Genomic DNA, 16,499 nt, shown 5'->3' on the forward strand with positions numbered 1-16,499 from the left:
CATGGCGGACGCAAGGATCATCGACGGCAAGGCCTTCGCGGCCGGCCTGCGTGCGCGGGTGGCGGACGGGGTGGCGGCGCTGAAGGCAAGCCACGGCGTCACCCCCGGTCTGGCCGTCGTGCTGGTCGGCGAGGATCCGGCGAGCCAGGTCTATGTCCGCTCCAAGGAGCGGGCGCTGGTCGACCTCGGCATGAACAGCTTCGACCACCATGAGCCGGCCGACATGGCCGAATCCGACCTGCTGGCGCTGATCGACCGGCTGAACGCCGATCCGGCCGTGCATGGCATCCTGGTCCAGCTGCCGCTGCCGCGCCACATCGACAGCCAGAAGGTGCTGGGCCGCATCGTGCCGGAGAAGGACGCCGACGGCTTCCACATCGTCAATGCCGGCCTGCTCGCCACCGGCCAGCCGGGCGCCATCGTGCCCTGCACCCCGCTGGGCAGCCTGCTGCTGATCCGCGACACGCTGGGCCGCGACCTGAAGGGCAAGCGCGCGCTGGTGCTGGGCCGCTCCAACATCGTCGGCAAGCCGATGGCCCAGCTGCTGCTGCAGGCCGACTGCACGGTGACGATGGCCCATTCCCGCACCGCCGACCTTCCCGGCGAATGCCGCCGTGCCGACATCCTGGTCGCGGCGGTCGGCCGGCCGGAGATGGTGCGCGGCGACTGGATCAAGCCCGGCGCCACCGTGATCGACGTCGGCATCAACCGCGTGCCGGCGGCCGAGCCGGGCAAGACCCGGCTGGTCGGCGACGTCGCCTTCGACGAGGCGGTCAAGGTGGCGGGCGCCATCACGCCGGTTCCGGGCGGCGTCGGCCCGATGACCATCGCCTGCCTGATGCTGAACACGCTGGCCGCCGCCTGCCGCGCCGCCGGCGCGCCGGTACCGGAAGAGGCGGCCGCCCTGGGGAACGCCCAAGGGAACGCCCAACTGAACGCCCAGGGGATGGCGCGGTGATCACGGTCCACGCCCGCGCCGAAGACGGGCGGGTGGTGCGCCAGCCGCTGGAGCTGGGCGAGGAGCTGCCGGCCGGCGCCGTCTGGATCGATCTTCTGCGCCCGACGGAAGCGGAGCGCGGCCATGTCGGCGCGCTCACCGGCTGCGACCTGCCGACGCGCGAGGAGATGAAGGAGATCGAGGCCTCCAGCCAGCTCTATGTCGAGGGCGAGGCGCTCTACATGACCTCCTCCATCATCTCGCGCGCCACCTCGCCCCATCCCGAACAGGGCGAGCTGACCTTCGTGCTGACGCCGCGCCACCTGATCACGCTGCGCTACACCGAACCGCTGCCCGTCATCACCTTCGCCGCCCGCAGCGTCCGCCAGCCCGAGCTGCTGGCGACGGGGGAGAGCGCACTGTTCGGCCTGCTCGACGCGGTGATCGACCGGGTCGCCGACGTGCTGGAGCTGGTCGGCGGCCGCATCGACGAGCTGTCGGCCCGCATCTTCGACGATTCGCTCGACGGCGGCGGTTTCGGCAAGGCGGCGAAGAAGCCGGACGAGTTGCAGGACGTGCTGCGCGGCATCGGCCGGGCCGGCGACCTCACCCACAAGGTGCGCGACAGCCTGGCCGGGCTGGACCGGCTGGTGGTGTTCCTGACCTCGGCCAGCGGCGGCCGGCTGAGCAAGGACCAGAAGACGGCGCTGAAGACGATGACGCGCGACCTGCGCTCGCTGACCGAACATGCCGGCTTCCTGGCGCATGAGGCGAACTTCCTGCTCGACGCGACGCTGGGCCTGATCAACATCGAACAGAACGCCATCATCAAGATCTTCTCGGTTGTGTCGGTGGCGCTGATGCCGCCCACCCTGATCGCGTCGGCCTACGGCATGAATTTCAGGCACATGCCGGAACTGGACTGGGACTTCGGCTATCCCATGGCCATCCTGCTGATGGTATTGTCGGCGGTGGTTCCCCTCTGGTACTTCCGCCGGCGCGGCTGGCTCTAAGCAGGGAAAACACGCCGATGCCGACCATCCTGCCCGACGCCGCCCTCGACGCGCTGCTGGCGCAGGATGTCCCCTACGGCGACCTGACCACCGAGTCGCTCGCCATCGCCGGCCGGCCCGCCCGCATGCTGTTCGCCGCCCGCGGCGCCATGGTGCTGGCCGGGACGGAGGAGGCGGCGCGGCTGGTGGAGAAGGCCGGCGGCCACATCCTGCGCGTCGAGCCCAGCGGCGCGGCGGCGGAGGCCGGGGCGGTCTTCCTGGAGGCCGCCGGCACCGCCGGATCGCTGCACCGCGCGTGGAAGGTGGCGCAGACGCTGGTCGAATACGCCTCCGGCATCGCCACCCGCGCCCGGCGGATCGTCGAGGCGGCCCCCGGCGTCACCGTCGCCTGCACCCGCAAGAACTTTCCAGGATCCAAGGATCTCAGCGTCAAGGCGGTGCAGGCGGGCGGCGCGGTGATGCACCGGCTCGGCCTGTCGGAAACGCTGCTGGTCTTCCCCGAGCACCGCGCCTTCCTGACCGGGGCGCCTTCGGAATGGATCGCCGCGCTGCGCCGCAAGGCCCCGGAAAAGAAGATCGTGGTGGAGGTCGGGTCGGTGGAGGAGGCGGTCGCCTTCGCCCGGGCCGGCGCCGACGTGATCCAGCTGGAAAAGCTGCCGCCCGCCGCCGCCCGCGCGGTGATCGAGGCGACGCAGGGCCTCGCTCCGCCGCCGGTGGTGGCGCCGGCCGGCGGCGTCACCGAAGCCAACGCCGCCGCCTATGCCGCGGCCGGCTGCCGTTTGCTGGTCACCTCGGCCCCCTTCTTCGGCCAGCCGGCCGATGTCAAGGTGACCCTGCTGCCGGCGTGACGGCAGGCCGCGGCCACTGAATGCAGCCGCTGGAATTCCTGAATTTGCGAGCGAAAGGGCTTCCGCAATACCTATGCGTGCGCCACAGTGGCGGCGCGGACGGGATGGCGGACTGGCCGCCATCCCCGCCGCTTACGAGGAGTGAAGAGGATGTCGCAAATCCTCAAGCTCCTGATCCTCGTACTGGAGATCGTCAAGCGTCTGCTTGACCTCTGCAGGTAAGGATCGGGCCGGCGGGCAGGGGGAAGAGAGCCCCTGCCCGCCAAGCCTGATATTGCCTCATCCACGCCCTTAGTCAACCGCCGGGACAGGAACGCTCAGGCCGCCAGACCGCCGCCCAGCTCGATGCGGACCTCGACCACGCCGGGCTCGTCCAGGTTCTCCTTGCGGACGAATCCCAGGGCGCGGCACATGTTCAGCATGTTGGTGTTCTCGCGCAGAACCTCGCCATAGACCTCCTTGATGCCGCGCGAGCGGGCATAGTCCAGGATCTTGTTCATCAGGATGAAGCCCAGCCCCTGCCCCTTCATGTCGGACCGCACCATCACCGCATATTCGGCGCGGCGGTTGTCCGGGTCGGCGGTGATGCGCACGACGCCGTACATGATGGTGTCGCCGGTCTGCGGGTCGGGGCCGACGGCGATCAACCCCATCTCGCGGTCATAGTCGATCTGGGTGAGCCGCGCCGCCGCCTGGTGCGACAGCCGCTTCAGGGGTGCGAAGAAGCGCAGGCGCAGGTCTTCCGCCGTCTGGTTCTCCACCAGATGATGCACCAGCGGCTCGTCCTCCGGCAGGATCGGGCGGACCAGGAACTGGCGGCCGTCCTTGATGGTGATGCGGTCCTCCAGCGCCTTGGGATAGGGGCGGATCGCCAGCCGCGCCGCGCCGGCCAGCGTCGGCACCCCGACCTTGATGCGGGCGTCCAGCGCCAGCACGCCGTCGGCGTCGGCCAGCAGCGGGTTGATGTCCAGCTCGGCGATCTCGGGAAAATCGACGACCAGCTGGCTGACCTTGTTCAGCGTCAGCGCCACCGCGTCCAGATCGACCGCCGCGCGCGAGCGGTAGCCCTGGAGCTGCCGGTGGATGCGGGTCCGGCCCATCTGCTCGGCCGCCAGCTTCATGTTCAGCGGCGGCAGGGCCAGCGCGTAATCCTCCACCACCTCCACCCCGATGCCGCCCTCGCCGAACAGCAGGACCGGGCCGAACATCTCGTTCTCGGTCATGCCGACGATCAGCTCGTAGGCGTCGGGGCGAACGGCCATCTCCTGCACGGTGAAGCCCTCGATCTTCGCCTCGGGCGCCAGCTCGGCGACGCGGGCCAGCATCGCCTCGGCCTCCGCCTTCACCTCGTCCGGGCCGGACAGGCCGAGCGCCACGCCGCCGACGTCGGATTTGTGGGTGATGTCGTGCGACAGGATCTTCAGCGCGATCGGCCCGCCGATGACGCGGGCGGCGTTCGCCGCCTCCTCCGGCGTCTCGGCGACGCGGGTGTCGACCGCCGGGATGCCGTAGGCGGCCAGCACGCGCTTGGCCTCATATTCGCTGAGCCACTCGCGCTTCTCGGCCATGGCGCGGGAAACCACCTTCTTCACGGCGATCTCGTCGGGCTGGAAATCCTCGGCCACCGACGGCGGGGTTTCCATCAGCAGCTGCTGGCTGCGGCGGTAGCGCACCAGATGCATGAAGGCGCGCACCGCGTCCGACGGGCCGTTGTAGGTCGGGATGCGGCCGGCGGCGAACAGCTTGCGGGCCTCCATCGCCGACTGGTCGCCGATCCAGCTGGTCAGCACCGGGTGGCGGCGCGCCTTGTTGGCCTGCACCGTCTCGGCCACCGCCTGGGCGATGGCGGCGCTGTCGGTCAGCGCCGACGGGCAGTGCAGCACCAGCACCGCGTCGTTGCCGCTGTCCTGCATCAGCGCGTTCAGCGCCTCGGCATAGCGCTTGGGCGTGGCGTCGGCGCCGATGCGCAGCGGGTTGCGGAAGGGTGCGCCACCCGGCTGCCCCCCGCCCGGCGGCGAGCCGAGCGCCTTGGCCAGCGCGTCCTGCGTCTCAGGCGCCAGGGCGGCGAGCCGGCCGCGGGCCTGGATCAGCTTGTCGGTGGCCATCACCCCCATGCCGCCGCCGTTGGTCAGGATCGCCAGCCGGTCGCCGGTGATCGGCACCCCGGTGCCCAGCGTGCCGGCGGCGTCGAACAGCTCGGCCAGATCGTTGACCCGCAGCACGCCGGCGCGGCGGAACACCGCGTCATAGACGGCGTCCGACACCGCCAGCGCGCCGGTGTGTGACGCCGCGGCCTCCTGCGCCTCGTCCGAGCGGCCGGCCTTGATCACGATCACCGGCTTCTGGCGCGAGGCGGAACGGGCGGCCGACATGAATTTGCGGGCGTGCGTGATGCTCTCGATATAGAGCAGGATGGCGCGCACCGTGACGTCGCTGGCCAGATAGTCCAGCAGGTCGCCGAAATCGACGTCGCCGCGGTCGCCCAGCGACACCAGATGCGAGAAGCCGATGCCGCGCGAGGTCGCCCAGTCGGCGATGGAGGTCAGCACCATCGAGCTCTGCGCCACCAGCGCCACGTCGCCCTTGCGCGGCGCCACCGGCGCGAAGCTGGCGTTCATGCCGCGGGACGGCACCATGGCGCCCAGGCTGTTCGGGCCGAGCACCCGCATCAGGTAGGGCTTGGCCGTGTCCAGCATCGCCTGGGTCTGGTCGGCCGTCATGCCGTTGGTCATGACGATGGCGGCCTTGGTCCCGCGCTTGCCCAGCGCGTCGATGGTCGCCGCCACCGTGTCGGGAGCGGTGCAGATGACGCCCAGGTCCGGGGCGATCGGCAGGCTGTCCACCGTCTTGTAGGTCAGCACACCTTCGACCGCGCGTTCGGTGGCGTTGACCGGCATCACCGGGCCGTCGAATCCGGCCTGGAACAGGTTGCGGGCCACCACCGCGCCGACCGTGCCCGGCTTGCGGCTGGCACCGATCAGGGCGATGGACGCCGGTTTGAACAGCTTGTCGAGATTGCGAACGGTCATGACCGGATCCGGTGCTGGGAAAGCCGCCGGCCCCAGTCTGCCACGGGTCGCCAACGGTTTTGATGACGGTTTTGATGACGAACAGCACCGGGCGGGACTTTCATCCCCACCATTTGCTGCGGCGCAACATTACGGGTTGGTATGACCATTGGGCAAGGGGCGTTTCGTCGCGCCCGTGCAAAACCGGTCGGGTGCCGCACGGCGCCCTTGCGGCGGGGGGCCGACCGTCGCCAAGCTGTCGGCGGGACCGCCGGCCGTCCGGCCGGCACTTGATCAAGGAGCGTGTTCATGAAGGTTGGAATCGTCGGGGCCGGCTTCGTCGGCAGTACCGCCGCCTTCGCCATGGTGACCACCGGGGCCGCGAGCGAGGTCGTGCTGGTCGATATGAACGAGGCGCTGGCCCAGGCCCAGGCCCAGGACATCGCCCATGCCGTGCCCTTCACCCACGCCGTGACCGTGCGCGCCGGCTCCTATGCCGCGCTGGAGGGGGCGGGCGTGGTCGTGCTGTCGGCCGGCGTCGCCCAGAAGCCGGGCGAGACCCGGCTGGACCTGCTGGAGCGCAACGCCAAGGTGTTCGCCGCCATCATCCCGGAGGTGCTGAAGGCGGCGCCCGACGCGGTGCTGCTGGTCGCCAGCAACCCGGTGGACGTGATGACGCAGATCGCCACCCGCATCAGCGGACTGCCGCGCAACCGGGTCATCGGGTCCGGCACCGTGCTGGACACCGCGCGCTTCCGCGCCCTGCTGGCCGACCGGCTGGGGGTGACGCCACGCTCCGTCCATGCCCATGTCGTCGGCGAGCATGGCGATTCCGAGGTTCTGCTGTGGTCGAGCGCCACGGTCGCCGGGCTGCCGGTGGCGCAGGCCGCCGGCCAGCTCCACCGCGGCCTGACCGGGGAGGACCGCGCCGCCATCGACGAGGGCGTGCGCCGCGCGGCCTACCGCATCATCAACGGCAAGGGCCACACCGCCTTCGGCATCGGCGGCGGGCTGGCCCGGCTGGTCGCCGCCATCGGCGCCGACGAACGGCTGGTGGCGACCTGCGCCATGCTGAACGACGAGGTCGCCGGGGTGCCGCAGGTGGTGCTGTCGCTGCCGCGGGTGATCGGGGCCGGCGGCGTGCACGACACCATCCTGCCCAACCTGTCGGCGGAGGAGGAAACCGCGCTCCGCCGCAGCGCGGAGATCCTGAAGGAGGCCGCCGACGGGGTGGAGCGCCGGATGGGCTGGACCAGCTAGGGCGCCTGTCTGGACTCCGCCCGGGGACGGGCCGGGTCGACATACTCCGCCAACCCCGCCGCCAGCCCGTCGAAGATGGCGCGGCAGCGGGGGGTGGAGCGCAGATCCCCGTGCATGGCGACCCACACGCCCATCGGCATGTCGAAGGCGTCGGCCAGCACCCGCCGCAGGGCGGGATTGCGCCGCGCCAGCGGAACCTGGCAGATGCCGATGCCGAAGCCGGCCTCGATCGCCGCCAGCTGCGCCAGATGGCTGTCGGACCGCAGGGCGAAGCGCGGCAGGGCGATGGCCGGCGCCCGCCGCATCATGGCGCGGATGTCGGGCGTCTCGCGGTCGAAGCCGATCAGGCTGTGACGGCCGAGATCCTCCAAACTCTGCGGAACGCCGTGGCGGTCGAGATAGTCGCGGTGGGCGTGCATGCCGAGCGCGATGACGCCGATCCGCCGCACCACCAGCGCCTGCTGCACCGGCTCGACCATGCGGACCGCGACGTCGGCGTCGCGTTGCAGCAGGTCGTCAACGCCGTTGGACAGCACCAGCTCGACCTCCAGCGCCGGATGGCGGGTCCGCAGCCCCGCCAGGATCGCCGGCAGGATGCGGCCGCCCACCACCTCGCTGGCGGTGATCCGCACCGTTCCGCCGATCTCGGCGCCCCAGCCCGACGCCGTGCGCCACAGGCCAGCCGCCACCGCGTCGAGCGCCTCCGCCTGCGGCTTCAGCGCCAGCGCCGCGTCGGTCGGGTCGAGCCCGCGGGGCGAGCGCAGGAACAGCGAGCCGCCGACCGCCTCCTCCAGCGCCGCGACATGGCGGGCCAGGGTCGGCTGGGTCAGGCCGAGGCTGCGCGCCGCCGCCGACAGCGACCCTTCGCGGAGCACGGCCAGGAAGCTGCGGTACAGATCCCAGCTGGGTGGAGGGTGGTTCATCGAAAACAGTATAGCGACCCACCGCAGTTCGACAATTCCGTTCAGACGTGACCACGGCCATCCTCGCTCCGGCAAGGAACCTCACGGCGATGGAGAAGACGATGGACGGCCGGAAATCCACCAACGGCAAGCTCGCGCTGGTGCTGGGGGCGACCGGCGGGGTCGGCGGCGAGATGGCGCGGGCGCTGGCGGCGCGCGGCTGGTCGGTGCGCGGCCTGCGCCGCAAACCGGCGGAGGCCGGCGGCGGCGCCCCGGCCATGGAGTGGGTGGTCGGCGACGCGATGAACGCGGCCGACGTTCGGGCCGCCGCCGAGGGCGCCTCGCTGATCGTCCACGCAGTGAACCCGCCGGCCTACCGGCATTGGAACCGGCTGGTGCTGCCGATGCTGGACAACTCCATCGCCGCGGCCTCAGCCAACGATGCCCGCATCCTGCTGCCGGGCACCGTCTACAATTACGGCCCGGACGTCTTTCCGCTGATCGGCGAGACGGCGCCGCAAAACCCCGTCACCCGCAAGGGCGCGATCCGGGTGGAGATGGAGCGCCGCCTGCACCGCGCGGTGGGGGAAGGGGCGCGGCTGCTGATCCTGCGCTGCGGCGACTTCTTCGGGCCGCGGGCCGCCAACAGCTGGTTCAGCCAGGGGCTGCTGACTCCCGGCCGGCCGCCGGTCCGGATCACCCAGCCGGGACGGCCGGGGATCGGCCACCAATGGGCCTATCTGCCCGACGTGGCGGAGACGGCGATGCGGCTGCTCGACCGCGAGTCGGAGTTGGGTGACGACGCGGTCTTCCACATGGACGGGCATTGGGACGATGACGGCCGGCGGATGATCGCGGCCATCGCCCACGCGCTCGGCAAGCCCGGCCTGCCGGTGCGGCGGATGCCCTGGGGGCTGCTGCGCCTGGCCTCGCCGCTGGTGCCGCTGTTCCGCGAACTGAATGAGATGCGGTATCTGTGGGAACGGCCGGTGCGGCTGGACAACCGCCGCCTGCTGGCCTTCCTGGGCGAGGAGCCGCACACGCCGCTCGACCTCGCGGTGCGCCGGACGCTCGCCGGGCTGGGGTGCCTCGGGCCGGAGCCTCTCCCCGCGCAGCCGGCGGACCTGCCGGAGGCGGGGAGAGGCGTGCCGGACCACGCGAACTCAAGCCGCTCGGTCTGAGTCCGACACGGTTTGAGCCGCCGGCCTCAGACCACTGGCCTCAGACCACCGGGCCCGGGTTGCCCTTGTTGGCCTCCAGCGCGCGGGCCAGGCCCTCTTCGATCTTCTTCGCGGCCTCTTCGGCGTTGCCCCAGCCGCGGACCTTCACCCACTTGTTCTTCTCGAGATCCTTGTAGTGCTCGAAGAAGTGGGCGATCTGCTCGATCACGATCGACGGCAGGTCGGTGTAGTTCTTCACGTCGGTGTAGAACGGATGCAGCTTGTCGACCGGCACGGCCAGCAGCTTCTCGTCCTCGCCGGCCTCGTCCTCCATGTAGAGCACGCCGATGGGACGCGAGCGCAGCACCGCGCCCGGGACGACGCCATGCTGGCCGACGACGCAGACGTCGACCGGGTCGCCATCGCCCGACAGGGTGTGCGGGATGAAGCCGTAGTTGCAGGGATAGAACATCGCGGTGTGCAGGAAACGGTCGACGAACACCGCGCCCGATTCCTTGTCGACCTCGTACTTCACCGGCTGGCCGCCGATCGGGATCTCGATGACGACGTTCACGTCCCAGGGAAGATTCTTGCCCGCGGCGAGCTTGCTCAGATCCATGTATCGCGTTCCTTCGACTGGCGTATTCAGGGCAGTTTCTTTGTTTTGGCACCGGTGCCCGGTCCGGCGCCACGCGGGGCCGGAGTTTAGGCGGAACGCGGATCGAGGCCAAGGAACTTGCGCGGGCTCTTGCGCAGGTGCGGCATAAGGAGCAACCCTGCCGGGGATGGCCCGCCCGCTCCTCCCGCTCCTCCTCCTTCTGGCCTTGCTGGCGCCGCTTCCGCTGCCGGCCGGGCAGCAGACCAACGGCATCGCCCACGGCATCGCCCACGGCATCGCCATGCATGGCGATCCGGCCCTGCCGCCTGATTTCACCGCCCTGCCCTACGTGAACCCGGCCGCGCCGAAGGGCGGCACCATCCGGCAGGCGGTGACCGGCAGCTTCGACAGCCTGCACCCGCACATCGTCAAGGGCGTCCCGGCGCTGGGGACGGGCTATGTCTTCGAAACCCTGCTGACGCGGTCGTGGGACGAGCCCTTCTCGCTCTACGGCCTGCTGGCCGACCGGGTCGAGGTCGCCGACGACCGGTCGTCCGTCACCTTCCACATCGACGGCCGGGCGCGCTGGCATGACGGGACACCGGTGACCGCCGACGACGTGCTGTTCTCGCTGGAGGTGCAGCGGCAGCACGGCACGCCCAACCGCCGCCTGTTCTACGCCAAGGTCACGGAGGCCACGGCCCCCGACCCGCAGACCGTCCGCTTCGCCTTCGCCGCCGCCCCAAAGGATGGCCCGGAGGGCGGGATCGACCGCGAGATGCCGCTGCTGATGGGGCTGATGCCGATCCATTCCAAGGCCTTCTGGAGCGGGCGCGACTTCAGCCGCACCACGCTGGAGCCGATCCTGGGCAGCGGCCCCTACCGCGTGGCGGCGGTCGATCCCGGCCGGCGCATCGTCTACGAGCGGGTGCCCGGCTATTGGGGCCGCGACCTGCCGACACGGGTCGGGCAGTTCAACGCCGACCGGCTGGAGTTCGACTATTACCGCGACGATTCGGTGGCGCTGGAAGCCTTCAAGGCGGGACAGGGCGACGTTCGTTACGAAAGCGATCCGGCCAAATGGGCCACCGGCTACGACGGTCCGGCGCTGCGCGATGGCCGCATTGTGCGCGAGGAGTTGCCCAACCGCCGGCCCGAGCCGGCCCGCGGCCTGATCGCCAACACCCGCCGGCCTCTGTTCGCCGACGTCCGGGTCAGGCGGGCGCTGGGGATGGCGGCGGATTTCGACTGGATCGGCCGCAGCCTGTTCCACGGCCTGCTGACCCGCACCGCCAGCTATTACCCCAACTCCGAACTCGCAGCCCGCGGCCTGCCGGCGGGGGAGGAGCTGCGGGCGCTCGAACCCTTCCGCGACCGGCTGCCGCCCGACCTGTTCACCCGCCCCTTCGTCCTGCCGGCCGGCGGCGGCCCGGCCGGCCTGCGCGCCAACCGGCGCGACGCCTTGCGGCTGCTGGAGGAGGCCGGCTGGCGGGTGCGCGACGGCCGGTTGACCGATGCCGCCGGCAACCGTTTCGCCTTCGAAATCCTCCTGTCGAACCCGGCGGACGAGCGGGTGGCGCTGGAGTTCGCCCGCTCGCTGGAGCCGCTGGGGATCGCGGCGCGGGTCCGCACCGTCGACAGCGCCCAGTTCCAGGCCCGGCTGGACCGTTTCGATTTCGATATGACCATGCGCTGGTGGGCGTCCACCCTGTCGCCCGGCAATGAGCAGCTCTATTATTACGGGTCCGAAGCGGCCGGGCAGGAGGGCAGCCGGAACCTTGCCGGCATCCGCGACCCGGTGGTCGACGCGCTCGCCCGTTCGATCGCCGCGGCGGCCACGCGGGCCGAGCTGGTCGGGCGGGTGCGGGCGCTCGACCGGGTGCTGCTGTGGGGCCATTACATGGTCCCGCTGTTCCACAGCCCGGTCGACCGCGTCGCCCGCTGGTCGCGGCTCCACCGCCCGGACGTCACGCCGCTCTACGGGCCGATGATCGAAACCTGGTGGGTGGAGTGACGGCGGCCCCACTCACCGATCATGCAGCGGCGCCATCTGGTCCAGCCGGTGGGCGAAATCGACGTCGGCCTGGGTCACGCCGTCGACGCTGCGGGTGTAGAGGATCACCTCGACCCGGCCCAGGTCGTTGAACCATTCGGGATGGTGGCCGCATTTCTCGGCCAGCAGGGCGACCTGGGCCATGAAGCCCCAGGCGGTGGCGAAATCGGCGAAATGGTAGGTCTTGCGGATGGCGTCGCGTTCCAGCACCTCCGACCAGCCGTGCAGTTCCTTCAGTGCCGTCTGGCGATGCGCGCCGACCAGGCGATCGGACATGATGACCTCCCTTTCTCTTTTGCCGCCTGCGCCTCCTTGGCGAATGGGCGGCGGTTCGCTACCTTCTCCGGCATGATAAGGAAACCATCAGGTCCCCATACGGTTCCGCCCACGGTCGAAGACCTGGAGCGCATGGCCGAAGAGGCGCTCGGCACCATCCCGGCGGAGCTGCTCGCCCCGGTCGGGAACCTCGTCATCCATGTCGAGGATTTTCCCGATGAGGATACCGAGCGGGAGATGGAGCTGGAAAGCCCCTTCGACCTCCTCGGCCTCTACCGGGGGGTGGATCTGACGCGGCAAAGCGTCGCCGACCTGCGCGGCGGCCCCGACATGATCTTCCTCTACCGCCGCCCGATCCTGGATTACTGGTGCGAGACGGGGGAGGATCTGCCCTCCATCGTCCGCCATGTCCTGATCCACGAGATCGGCCATCATTTCGGCTTCTCCGACGACGACATGGAGCGGATCGAGGCGATGGAGTAGGGACGCTCCAAAGGCTCAGCCCGCCAGCGCCTCGCCCACCCGGCGGCGGAGCGCCGGCACCAGCTCGGCGTCGAACCAGGGATTGCGGTTCAGCCAGCCGGTGTTGCGCCAGCTCGGATGAGGCAGCGGCATGAAGGCCGGGCCATAGGCGCGCCAGTCCGCCACCGTCTCGGTCATCGTCGCCCGGCGCCGGTCGCCCAGATAGCGGGCCTGGGCATACTGCCCGACCAGCAGGGTCAGCCGGACGCCCGACAGCGCCGCCAGCAGCGGCGGGTGCCACAGCGGCGCGCATTCCGGCCGCGGCGGATGATCGCCGCCCTTCGCCATGGTGCCGGGATAGCACAGCCCCATCGGCACCACGGCGATGCGGGTTTCGTCGTAGAAGGCGGCGCGGTCCATGTCCAGCCACCGGCGCAGCCGGTCGCCGGAGGCGTCGTCCCAGGGGATGCCGCTGGCATGCACCCGCGCCCCCGGCGCCTGCCCGACGATCAGCAGGCGGGCGGTCGGGCTGCCGCGCAGCACCGGCCGGCAGCCATGCGGCAGCACGCCGGCGCACAGCGTGCAGGCACGGGCGCCCGCGAACAGGCGGCCCAGATCGGATTCGCGTTCGGAACCGGTCTCAGACAAGCGTCAGCAGATCCTGGACGAAGGCCGGCACCACCCGGGTGGCCGGACCGTGGATTGAGCTGTGGAAATATGACGCCCCCTCCGACGGTTCCAGGTTCAGCTCGACCGTATAGGCACCGGCCGACCGCGCCTCGGCGACGAAGCCGGCGGCCGGATAGACATGGCCCGAGGTGCCGATCGACACGAACAGGTCGCATTCCTCCAGCGCCCGCTGGATGCGGTCCATCCGGTAGGGCATCTCGCCGAACCAGACCACGTCCGGCCGCATGCCGCCCTTGCGCCCGCAGGCCAGGCAATGGTCGTGCACCGACAGGTCGCCCTGCACCTCCACCACGGTACGGCAATGCAGGCAGACGGCCTTCAGCAGCTCGCCATGCATGTGCAGCGGCGCGGTCGACCCGCCGCGCTCGTGCAGATCGTCGATGTTCTGCGTCACCAGCAGCAGCTCGCCCTTCCAGCGCCGCTCCAGCTCGGCCAGCGCCCGGTGCGCGTCATTGGGCTGCACCGCCGGGTCGGCGAGGCCGCGGCGGCGGTCGTTGTAGAAGCGGTGGACGAGGTCGGGATCGCGGGCGAATCCCTCCGGCGTCGCCACGTCCTCCAGATCGACCTGACTCCAGATGCCGCCTTCGCAGCGGAAGGTGTCGAGTCCCGATTCCTTGGAGATCCCGGCCCCGGTCAGGATGACGATGGAATCGGTCGGGCGCAGTCGGTTGGTCAGCGCGGGTGAGGGCATGGGATCCCCTTAGCGGTTCGGAAACCGGTCATGTGGAAAACTGCTGCGGCGTACGCTTGTCGCGCCGGGAAGTAAAGACGCTGAAATTGACGAAAAGGAGTATCCACGGTGGTCAAGATCCTGTTCGTCTGCACCGGCAACATCTGCCGCTCGCCGACCGCCGAGGGGGTGTTCCGCCATCTGGCCGGGCGCGCCGGTCTGGACGGCCGGGTGACCGCCGCGTCCGCCGGCACCCACGGCTACCATGTCGGCGAGCCGCCCGACCCGCGCACGCTGCGCGCGGCGCTGGCCCGCGGTGTCGACCTGTCGTCCCAGCGCGCCCGCAGGCTGGCGGCGGCCGACTTCACCCGCTTCGACCATATCCTGGCGATGGACCATGGCCATCTGGCCCAGATGCAGCGCCTCGCCCCGCCGGGCGCCACCGCCGCGCTGCGCCTGTTCCTCGACGATGCGCCGGGGCTGGCCGGCCGCGAGGTGCCCGATCCCTATTACGGCGGCGCCGACGGATTCGAGGAGGTGCTCGACCTGTGCGAGGCCGGGGCGCGCGGCCTGCTCGACCGTCTGGCACGCGAAAGCAAGTTTCCGCGTCGCGAACACATCGGTTAGCGTCTTGCGGTTAACGTCTCGCGAAGCCCCGGTGGCTTGGTTTATGCTGGCGGGACAGAGCCCTTTCGGAGCAACCCCTCGCCATGACCAGCGCAGTCACCAGCGCACCCACCGGCACCGCCACCCCCGGCGGGATCCTCGACGGCATCGTCCTGTTCGAGGCCTTCACGCCGGAGGAGCGCGCCGCGGTTGCCTCGCGCGGCCGGGTGTTCGATGCCGCGGCGGGCACGATGCTGATGCGGGAGGGCGACACCGCCAGCTCGCTCTATGTCCTGCTCGACGGCACGGTGCGGGTGGTGCGCAGCGACAAGTTCGGCGGTCAGGTCGAGGTCGGGTTCCGCCGGGTCGGCGATTGCTTCGGCGAGATGGCGCTGATCGACGGCGGCTCGCGCTCCGCCTCGGTGATCGCCGCCACGCCGGTCCGGGTGTTCGAGCTGGAACGAGACCTGTTCCTGTCGCTGATCTCCCCCTCCCCCGCCCTGCTGGCCAAGCTGCTGCGCGAGCTCAGCCGGATGATCCGCGACGTGTCGGAGCGGGTGGTCCGCGAGGATCTTGAGCGCCGCACCCGCATCGCCGAATCGGAGCTGGCCCGCCAGCGCGCCATCACCCTGGCGGTGACCGGGCTGGCCCATGAGCTGAACACGCCGCTCGGCGTCTGCGTGACCGCGGCCAGCCACCTGAAGGAGCTGTCGCGTTCCGGCAGCGGCCCGCTCGCCACCGAGGAGCTGCAGGAGCCGGCGGCCCTGCTGGACGCCAACCTCACCCGCGCGGTGGAACTGGTGGAGGCCTTCGCCGCCATCGCCGCCTGCCAGAACACCGAGCCGCTGGAGGCGCTGGACCTGCGGCAGGCGGCGGCCGATGCCGCCGCGCTGTTCGCCGTCCAGCACCCCGACCTGCCGCTGGAGATCGAGGTGGCTCCGGGTCCGCCCTGCCCCTGGCTCGGCTATGTCCCGCATCTGGAGCGGGTGCTGCACAATCTGCTCGCCAACGCGGCGGCCCACGGCTATGGCGGCGGTCCCGGCCGCGTCGAGGTGACGATGGCGCCGACGACGCTGGACGCCGTGCCCGCCTGGTGCCTGACCGTCCGCGACTGGGGCACCGGCATTCCGGCCCGGCATCTGCCCGCCCTGACCGACGCGTTCTTCACCACCGCCCGCGGGCGCGGGCACAAGGGGTTGGGTCTGGCGGTGGTCTTCAACACCGTGACCGGGCCGCTCGCCGGCCGGCTCGCCATCGACAGCACGCCGGGCGCCGGCACCATCGTCGGCATCACCGTGCCGCAGGAGCTGTGACGGAGGGGGATCTCAGGGTAGATCGCAAGCTCCCCCCTCTCCCCCCCGGGGAGAGGGCCGGGGTGAGGGGGAGGCACCGGTTGGATTCTTGGAAATAGCCGCCACGCATCCCCCTCACCCTAACCCTCTCCCCGGGGGGGGAGAGGGGATCCGGTCCGGCTCGACAGGAAGTGTGCACCCCGAGCGCGAAGGGGGAAATCCCCCTACCCGTGCAGCGCCAGCCCCTTCACCGTCTTGTCGACCGCCTTCTTCGGGCCGCGCAGCGCCAGGCCGACCAGATCGGGGGCGTCCGCATCCTCGGCCCGGAAGACGGCGCGGTTGGCGGCGTCATGGCCGGTGGTGAACATCGCGGCGACATAGGGGACCAGCGTCAGCCCGCGCTCCAGCGCGGCGTCGCGCACGGCGCGCAGTTGGTCGCGCTCGGCGGCGAAGATCAGGATCGGCTGGCCGAGCATGCGGCCGTAGCGGCGCTCCGCCGCATCGACATAGGGCTCGCCGAGCGCCTCGGGCGCCGCGGCGGCGATGCCGGTGGCGAGGAAGGCGGCGACGTTCAGCTTCTGCCACACCGGCAGGTCGGCGCGGACGATCAGCGCAACCTTGGTGTCGAAGCGGACGGGTGCATCCGGCGAAGCGGCGCCGGTCATCGGGCTTTCAGGCATCTGGCTGTCGGTCATCTGGCTGTCGGGCATGGCGGTGTCTCCTT

At 70.8% G+C, this 16,499-nt stretch carries 16 protein-coding genes; 9 read left to right on the top strand and 7 right to left on the bottom strand.

The features are described 5' to 3' along the window. Window position 1 precedes the first annotated feature (1 nt). The 3 genes from folD to modD are packed head-to-tail and all read left to right on the top strand — an operon-like array spanning window position 2 to window position 2,798. Complete coding sequence (folD, locus tag AL072_RS03470) at window positions 2-958, top strand: bifunctional methylenetetrahydrofolate dehydrogenase/methenyltetrahydrofolate cyclohydrolase FolD (protein WP_045581501.1); 957 nt, start codon at window positions 2-4, stop codon at window positions 956-958. Next, window positions 955-1,950, top strand: a complete 996-nt coding sequence (locus tag AL072_RS03475; protein WP_045581500.1) for a magnesium transporter CorA family protein — start codon at window positions 955-957, stop codon at window positions 1,948-1,950. The genes folD and AL072_RS03475 overlap by 4 nt, the downstream gene beginning before the upstream one ends. 17 nt (window positions 1,951-1,967) lie before the next feature. After that, window positions 1,968-2,798 carry a ModD protein gene (modD, locus tag AL072_RS03480; RefSeq protein ID WP_045581499.1) on the top strand — a complete coding sequence of 277 codons (831 nt, stop codon included), beginning with the start codon at window positions 1,968-1,970 and terminating at the stop codon, window positions 2,796-2,798. Between the two features lie 317 nt (window positions 2,799-3,115). Here the strand turns inward: modD and AL072_RS03485 are convergent, their stop codons facing one another. Beyond that, window positions 3,116-5,827: a bifunctional acetate--CoA ligase family protein/GNAT family N-acetyltransferase gene (locus AL072_RS03485; protein WP_045581498.1), complete on the bottom strand. Its 2,712-nt coding sequence runs from the start codon at window positions 5,825-5,827 to the stop codon at window positions 3,116-3,118. A gap of 288 nt (window positions 5,828-6,115) precedes the next feature. On the opposite strand from AL072_RS03485, the gene AL072_RS03490 reads away from it, so the two are divergent. Continuing rightward, window positions 6,116-7,066: an L-lactate dehydrogenase gene (locus AL072_RS03490; RefSeq protein ID WP_045581497.1), complete on the top strand. Its 951-nt coding sequence runs from the start codon at window positions 6,116-6,118 to the stop codon at window positions 7,064-7,066. Here the strand turns inward: AL072_RS03490 and AL072_RS03495 are convergent. Continuing rightward, window positions 7,063-7,989, bottom strand: coding sequence for a LysR family transcriptional regulator (locus tag AL072_RS03495; RefSeq protein ID WP_045581496.1), 927 nt, complete (start codon window positions 7,987-7,989; stop codon window positions 7,063-7,065). The genes AL072_RS03490 and AL072_RS03495 overlap by 4 nt on opposite strands. 89 nt (window positions 7,990-8,078) lie before the next feature. Between AL072_RS03495 and AL072_RS03500 the strand changes: the two genes are divergently transcribed. Further along, the gene (locus tag AL072_RS03500; protein ID WP_063840336.1) at window positions 8,079-9,149 is read left to right on the top strand and encodes an NAD(P)H-binding protein; all 1,071 of its coding nucleotides are present in this window, start codon (window positions 8,079-8,081) and stop codon (window positions 9,147-9,149) included. 40 nt (window positions 9,150-9,189) lie between these two features. On the opposite strand, the gene ppa is transcribed toward AL072_RS03500, so the two are convergent. Next, complete coding sequence (ppa, locus tag AL072_RS03505; RefSeq protein WP_045581495.1) at window positions 9,190-9,747, bottom strand: inorganic diphosphatase; 558 nt, start codon at window positions 9,745-9,747, stop codon at window positions 9,190-9,192. Between the two features lie 166 nt (window positions 9,748-9,913). Here ppa and AL072_RS03510 point away from each other — a divergent pair, with 166 nt between their 5' ends. Beyond that, window positions 9,914-11,740, top strand: coding sequence for an extracellular solute-binding protein (locus tag AL072_RS03510; protein ID WP_045581494.1), 1,827 nt, complete (start codon window positions 9,914-9,916; stop codon window positions 11,738-11,740). Between the two features lie 12 nt (window positions 11,741-11,752). Here the strand turns inward: AL072_RS03510 and AL072_RS03515 are convergent, their stop codons facing one another. Next, window positions 11,753-12,055, bottom strand: a complete 303-nt coding sequence (locus tag AL072_RS03515; protein WP_045581493.1) for a 4a-hydroxytetrahydrobiopterin dehydratase — start codon at window positions 12,053-12,055, stop codon at window positions 11,753-11,755. 132 nt (window positions 12,056-12,187) lie between these two features. Here AL072_RS03515 and AL072_RS03520 point away from each other — a divergent pair, with 132 nt between their 5' ends. After that, a complete protein-coding gene (locus AL072_RS03520; protein ID WP_082108869.1) occupies window positions 12,188-12,538 on the top strand; it encodes a metallopeptidase family protein in 351 nt (116 codons plus the stop codon). A gap of 15 nt (window positions 12,539-12,553) precedes the next feature. Here the strand turns inward: AL072_RS03520 and AL072_RS03525 are convergent, their stop codons facing one another. Both AL072_RS03525 and cobB read right to left on the bottom strand, forming a co-directional pair. Further along, complete coding sequence (locus AL072_RS03525; protein WP_045581491.1) at window positions 12,554-13,165, bottom strand: uracil-DNA glycosylase family protein; 612 nt, start codon at window positions 13,163-13,165, stop codon at window positions 12,554-12,556. Continuing rightward, on the bottom strand, window positions 13,158-13,898 hold the full coding sequence (gene cobB / locus AL072_RS03530; RefSeq protein WP_045581490.1) for a Sir2 family NAD+-dependent deacetylase: 741 nt from the start codon (window positions 13,896-13,898) through the stop codon (window positions 13,158-13,160). The genes AL072_RS03525 and cobB overlap by 8 nt, the downstream gene beginning before the upstream one ends. Window positions 13,899-14,006: 108 nt before the next feature. On the opposite strand from cobB, the gene AL072_RS03535 reads away from it, so the two are divergent. Continuing rightward, entirely contained in the window at window positions 14,007-14,504 is a 498-nt protein-coding gene (locus tag AL072_RS03535) for a low molecular weight protein-tyrosine-phosphatase (RefSeq protein WP_045581489.1), read from the top strand. 83 nt (window positions 14,505-14,587) lie between these two features. Next, window positions 14,588-15,796, top strand: a complete 1,209-nt coding sequence (locus AL072_RS03540) for a sensor histidine kinase (protein ID WP_045581488.1) — start codon at window positions 14,588-14,590, stop codon at window positions 15,794-15,796. Window positions 15,797-15,999: 203 nt separating this feature from the next. Here AL072_RS03540 and AL072_RS03545 read toward each other — a convergent pair whose 3' ends face one another. After that, on the bottom strand, window positions 16,000-16,485 hold the full coding sequence (locus AL072_RS03545) for a DUF2000 domain-containing protein (protein ID WP_245636741.1): 486 nt from the start codon (window positions 16,483-16,485) through the stop codon (window positions 16,000-16,002). Window positions 16,486-16,499 lie beyond the last annotated feature (14 nt).

It is taken from the genome of Azospirillum thiophilum (assembly GCF_001305595.1).
Taxonomy (GTDB): Bacteria; Pseudomonadota; Alphaproteobacteria; order Azospirillales; family Azospirillaceae; genus Azospirillum; species Azospirillum thiophilum.